Annotated in this window: 5 protein-coding genes and 1 pseudogene; 5 read left to right on the forward strand and 1 reads right to left on the reverse strand. The window is 51.3% G+C overall.

Features of this window, described 5'->3' with window-relative positions:
* The 5 genes from J8I34_RS33080 to J8I34_RS33100 form a co-directional block, all read left to right on the forward strand.
* Nucleotides 1-228, forward strand: a 228-nt coding sequence (locus J8I34_RS33080) for a hypothetical protein (protein ID WP_209808414.1), incomplete at its 5' end; no start/stop codon positions are given.
* A 140-nt stretch (nucleotides 229-368) separates the two neighbouring features.
* Nucleotides 369-1,244 (forward strand): hypothetical protein, encoded by an 876-nt coding sequence (locus J8I34_RS33085; protein ID WP_209778255.1) that lies wholly within the window; start codon nucleotides 369-371, stop codon nucleotides 1,242-1,244.
* Nucleotides 1,245-1,581: 337 nt separating this feature from the next.
* Complete coding sequence (locus J8I34_RS35360; protein ID WP_209778257.1) at nucleotides 1,582-1,926, forward strand: PEP-utilizing enzyme; 345 nt, start codon at nucleotides 1,582-1,584, stop codon at nucleotides 1,924-1,926.
* 447 nt (nucleotides 1,927-2,373) lie between these two features.
* Nucleotides 2,374-3,447: a pyridoxal phosphate-dependent aminotransferase gene (locus J8I34_RS33095; RefSeq protein ID WP_245176324.1), complete on the forward strand. Its 1,074-nt coding sequence runs from the start codon at nucleotides 2,374-2,376 to the stop codon at nucleotides 3,445-3,447.
* Nucleotides 3,448-3,452: 5 nt separating this feature from the next.
* Nucleotides 3,453-5,051 carry a thiamine pyrophosphate-dependent enzyme gene (locus J8I34_RS33100; protein ID WP_209778262.1) on the forward strand — a complete coding sequence of 533 codons (1,599 nt, stop codon included), beginning with the start codon at nucleotides 3,453-3,455 and terminating at the stop codon, nucleotides 5,049-5,051.
* Nucleotides 5,052-5,311: 260 nt separating this feature from the next.
* On the opposite strand, the pseudogene J8I34_RS33105 reads toward J8I34_RS33100, so the two are convergent.
* Nucleotides 5,312-5,476, reverse strand: a pseudogene (locus J8I34_RS33105) (IS4 family transposase); the annotation flags it as partial.
* Nucleotides 5,477-5,589 lie beyond the last annotated feature (113 nt).

Raw genomic sequence — 5,589 nt, forward strand, 5'->3', positions numbered from 1 at the left:
CGGTGCAGTGACCCTGAACCCCGAACGCGATTCCATCGTCCAGACGCATTCTGGGAGCGTCGATATACAGCCATTGGTCGCATGACCGAGGCGACAACTAGCTTGACTCGCGCCGGTCTGCTGCCGGCAATTGAAGAAATTATAGGAATTGTCGGCATTAAAGAACTAGATATTGAATTCGGTATATCAAATGATGGGTCCGTGGTCATCTTTCAGGTGCGACCGTAGCAGCGCGGCGGAAAAAATGTGGACGCTTAAAAGGCCAGGTTGACGTGTTCCTACAGTCACTGAATTGCGTCGAAGCATCGATCGAGGACATCAACAGTCTCAACAACACCCAAGGACTCGTCGGAGACGTTCTTGGAGTCATGCCGGACGTGAATCCGGCAGAGTTGATTGGTACGAAGCCAAGGCCATTAGCCGCGTCGATTTTTCGCCATCTGTTTACCAATACCGCTTGGGCGGCCGCTCGTGTCAACTTCGGTTACCGCGACCTCCGGGGAGTCCCCCTCATGCATATGATTGGCGGCACACCATATGTCTCTGTATCAGCAAGCATCGCCTCTTTCATACCCGCCACACTGCCCCACCACATAGCAAAAAAAATCATCATCGAAGCACAACGCAATCTGATTATAGAGCCGGAACTTCATGATAAAATTGAGTTTCGCGTTGTTCCAACTTGCCTCAAACCCAGAATGCGGGCAGGCCATTGGCGACAGTCATTTCCGAGCCTTTCTGATGACGAATGGACATTGTACCTCGGCGCGCTTCAATCCTTAACAAACCGCATCGTCACCGGCGGCGATCTCTTTGACCGCGCTAGACATGGCATCGAAACGTTAGAATCCATCGCAAGACTTATAAAATTGGATAAAAACCACGGAATTCGTGATGTATTATCGTTAATCGAGAAAGTATATGTGCACGGCACAATTCTATTTTCAGAAATCGCGAGAGCTGCCTTCGTCGCGACAGACATTATCAAGTCATTGGAGTCGGAGAAATTGCTCCGTCCGGGATTTCTCGACGCCATTGTGCGTGCGTCCGACTCAGTCGCCGCCCAACTGGTCTGCGATTTTTCTGCACTAGAGCCCGGAGAGTTTCTGGAACGACACGGTCATATTCGCCCAGGCACATACGAAATCACCGTTCCTCGATACGACGATACTAGTAGTAGATCTTCGACTGGATCAATCGGACCGTCAAGGAAGAACAGACAGAAGTTCCGGCCGCCGACTTAGCGCTGTCGTCGGCGCAGAGATCAACCCTTTCTTTCGAGTTTGATCGAACTGGCTACACCTTTGATTGGCCAAGATTTGAGGCATTTGCAATGAAAGCGATTCAGGCTCGTGAACGCGTCAAGCACTCTTTTAGTCGTTTAATCTCGGATGCCCTTGAGATGATTGCCCTCGTTGGAGCCGATCTTGGTCTTAGCAGAGATGATTTGTCCTTCCTTACGCTGCCCAGATCGCTTCTGCTCTAGAGAGCCGAGCCGATCTTTCGTCGTCACTGCTTTGTGCCGTCGCGAAGAATCGGGAGCTCTGGGAAAAGGCTAGATATCTACGCCTCCCTGATCTGTTGTGCTCGCCAAAGGACATCTACGGCTTCCATGTCTTCAAATCGCGTCCGAGCTTCATCGCAGAAATCACGGTTGAAGGACTTGTCACGGATGTATATGGTGCTTCTTTTAAGGACAGCATTGTATTTATGGAGGCCGCTGATCCGGGTTATGACTGGATATTCACGCATGGGGTTAAGGGATTTGTCACGAAATACGGTGGCGAGAATTTACATATGTCAATCAGAGCGCGCGAACTCGGTGTTCCCGCCGTTATCGGCGCCGGCAGTTGCTTTGACCAATGGAGAAATGCACACGTTATTCGACTTGAATGCGGAGCTCAACGCGTTCAGGTTCTCCGTTAAATTTTATGACATTTAGAATTGAATAAAAGCGAGGTCTGAATAGGGAGTATGAAATGCAATCTCGGCATAAAGCTTCCGCGTGAGCAATGCTACGCCTCGTGAAGGCCTCTAGAAAGATCGCCTTTGCGTGGCCTCGGCAGGAACACCTTCCCGGTCCTGCCGAGGCGCTCGGCCATAGGCATGTTCGAAGGTCCGCTTGCAGTCAACTTAGAGGGCGCGCTGGCCTGCACTTGGCGGACTACATCCACGTTCTTCTCGTGCTCGCACCCTACCATGGGCCTCGTGAGTTCGCGGCGCCAACTGATGTAACGTTTCATCTCCGAGCATTTCGCAATGAAGTATCGATAAGTATCATCCACTGTAATCTCTTGAATTAAGACAACTATTTTATAGCGATAACCATTTTCTCGCTTGTCGAAATTTTTTAATCGTTGAGAAGGCGCTGCAATGAAAGATAAAGCTGCTTCATCAATTTATGGAATAAATGGTGGCGTAAGGATGGCGATAACGAAGCTTTCCTCAAACGAAAACCCGTTTGGTCCATCGCCAAAAGCGGTTGATGCCGCGAAGTTTGCAAGTTCCTCGGCAAATCGTTACACGGAACGCACTGACAGCAAGCTCTGCGAGGCTCTAGCTTCGTTTCATGGCAGAGACCTTACAGGTGCACAATTTTTCTCGGCAAACGGTGGTGTCGAGGTGCTGTCTTTGGTGGAAGATGCTCTTATTCAACCTAATCAACGTGCCATTATCTGTCCTCCCTGCTTTGCCGAATACTCAAAATCTCTATCAAGTAGGGGATGTGAAATTGACGAGGTGCCACTTATTGAGCCCGGTTTCCGCTTGGACACAGATTCGATTTTGCGCATGGTCTCCGAGAATGCCAGGCTACTATATCTCTGCAATCAAAATAATCCGACCAGCACGTGGTTTGGAACGGATGTATTGAATGAAGTCCTTAATAAAATTCCTGACCATGTCACAGTAATTTATGATGAGGTGTACTATCAATTCGCTACGGAAGACGGCCTTCCAGATGCGATCCGGCATGTCCTCGACGACCGGAGCATTGTGATCGTTCATAGTTTCTCCAAGGCTTACGGTTTGGCTGGTATGCGTATTGGTTATGGGATCGCGCCCGAGCGGATAGCACGGAAAGCGCAAAAACGTAAGCGAAATTTCCATCTAAACACAGCTGGAATGAAAGCGGCGATGGCTGCGTTGAGAGATATAGTACATTTGCAGCGTACCGTCGATAACAACCATATAGAGCGGCGAAGACTCGCGGCTGAGTTGAAGGCACTGAATCTGGAGGTGATACCAAGTCAGGCAAACTTCCTCATGATGCGCTGTCCCGAAGGCTACAATGCTGAGGAACTGACCGCGCTCTTGGGTGCACACGGGGTGATGGTACGCCCCGCATTCGATTTGCCACGCTGCATAAGAATCACAGTTGGTAAACCAAGCAATAATACGCGCTTACTGACTTTATTGGCGACGATTCAGGAGGGTGGAAGACTATGAGAGCTATGACGGGCGGTGAGGCAGCGGTGCTTTCCTTGCACAATCTTGGAATAAAGACAGTATTTGGCCTGCCTGGCATGCAGAACGATTGGCTCTATAACGCATTCTATGATCATCAGGAAAAGTTCCGGATCATCCACACTCGACACGAGCAAGGCGCGGCGTATATGGGACTTGGTCATGCTCTGGCCAGCGATTCGCCCACAATTTTCAACGTTGTTCCGGGGCCGGGCCTTCTAAATTCAACGGCGGCGATGTCAACGGCGTACGCGCTTAACGCAAAGCTGATGTGCTTGTCTGGCCAAATAGACTCAACAGCAATAGGCAAGGGTTGGGGCGAATTGCATGAAATTAATGATCAGCTATCAATCTTGCGTTCACTTAGTAAATGGGCTACAAGGGCCAACACACCATCAGAAATCCCGACCTTGATTGGCGAAGCCTTTTACCAGATGCTGTCAGGTCGACCTCGACCCGTTGGCTTGGAGATTCCAATGGACGTACTTGCGAGCAAGGCTCCCGCGAATCCTGAGCTCAAGCTCCGCCCCCCCGATGAGCCTCCTCTGGACGAGGAAGCTATCGAGAAGGCGGCCAAGGTGCTAGGCGCCTCAGTCTCTCCAATGATATTTGTTGGAAGCGGGGCGCAAGGCGCAAGCACACTCGTTCGTCAGCTAGCGGAGGTCTTGGAGGCGCCAGTTGTGGCATATCGGACCGGTATGGGAGTTATGGATGCCCGTAGCTATCTTTCCCTTCACCTGCCGGCCGCCAAGGATCTTTGGAGAAAAACCGATGTTGTTTTGGCAATCGGTACCAACATGCGAATCCCGGCGAAAAAATGGATTCAGACACATAAGCCAGACATTATCCGCATTGACGTCGATCCGACGAGTCACCGCCGATTTTTTACGCCGAGATGTGAAATAACAGCGCGGGCAGAACAAGTCTTGCCGCTTTTGCTGAGAAGGCTAGAAAACTACAATTCAGTTCGGTGTCCGCGAGAGACTGCGTTGAGGGAGGTCAAAGCAGCGTGGGCAGAGCGCTCAGCAGTGCTCGAACCACAAGTGAGCTATCTCAAGGTTATCCGCGAGGAAATAGGTGAAAATGGCATTCTTGTAGACGAATTGACCCAAGTCGGCTTTGCGAGCCGCATCGTTTACCCCGTATTTAGCCCCCGCACTTACATCTCTACCGGATATCAAGGAACACTCGGATACGGCTTCCCGACGGCGCTCGGAGTGAAGGTCGCAAAGCCGCACGTTCCCGTAGTTTCTATTACCGGCGACGGTGGATTCATGTTTGCAGTTCAAGAGCTAGCCACTGCCGTCCAGCATGAGATTCCATTGATCGTTCTGCTTTTCAATAACAACCGTTTCGGAAACGTCCAGCAGATGCAAATCAACGACTATGGCGGGAGAATAATAGCAACCGATCTTCGAAATCCAAATTTCTGCCGCTTGGCGGAAAGCTTTGGTGCTCAAGCGATCCGAACGGACTCTCCCGAAGGACTGCGGTTCGCATTACGCCGGGCTATTACAACGACAAGTGTACCGACGGTGATCGAAGTCAGCGTTGGCGATATGCCAAGTATCGACCAGTTTCGGTGAGGTGGCTTTCGGCGGTTCGGAAAGCCGGTACGGAGAAGGGTGGGGTTGGATTGCAAGGAACTCAGTTTTAGGTTGGCAAGTATTCTATCAAGGTCTCAACGAATTCTCTTTCTGAACTGACCCCAAAAAATATTGGTTCATCGCCGATCTGCGTGACCGCTTTGAAACAAAAAAGGCCAACCGCCCACCGCTGTTATCTTAGGGTTGCGACACAACAAGAAACAGGAAGGTGGGGGTTGGCCCATACCTTTATACATAAGTCAGCCGAGCCCCTCACGTAGCGCGCGCAGGGTTTCAGCAGCGGCGAGTACCCGATCGAGTCCGCGCCAAACTGTCTTGACGCCGGGTTCGCCGTCGCCCTTGCGAGCGAGGAAGCCGCCGATTTGCGCAATCAGCCGCACGACCTCGTTCACGGTGGGCGGTCGGCGCGAGTCAAGCTAGTTGTCGCCTCGGTCATGCGGCCAATGGCTGTATATCGACGCTCCCAGAATGCGTCTGGACGATGGAATCGCGTTCGGGGTTCAGGGTCACTGCACCG

This window comes from Cupriavidus phytohabitans (assembly GCF_017815025.1).
Lineage (GTDB): Bacteria > Pseudomonadota > Gammaproteobacteria > Burkholderiales > Burkholderiaceae > Cupriavidus.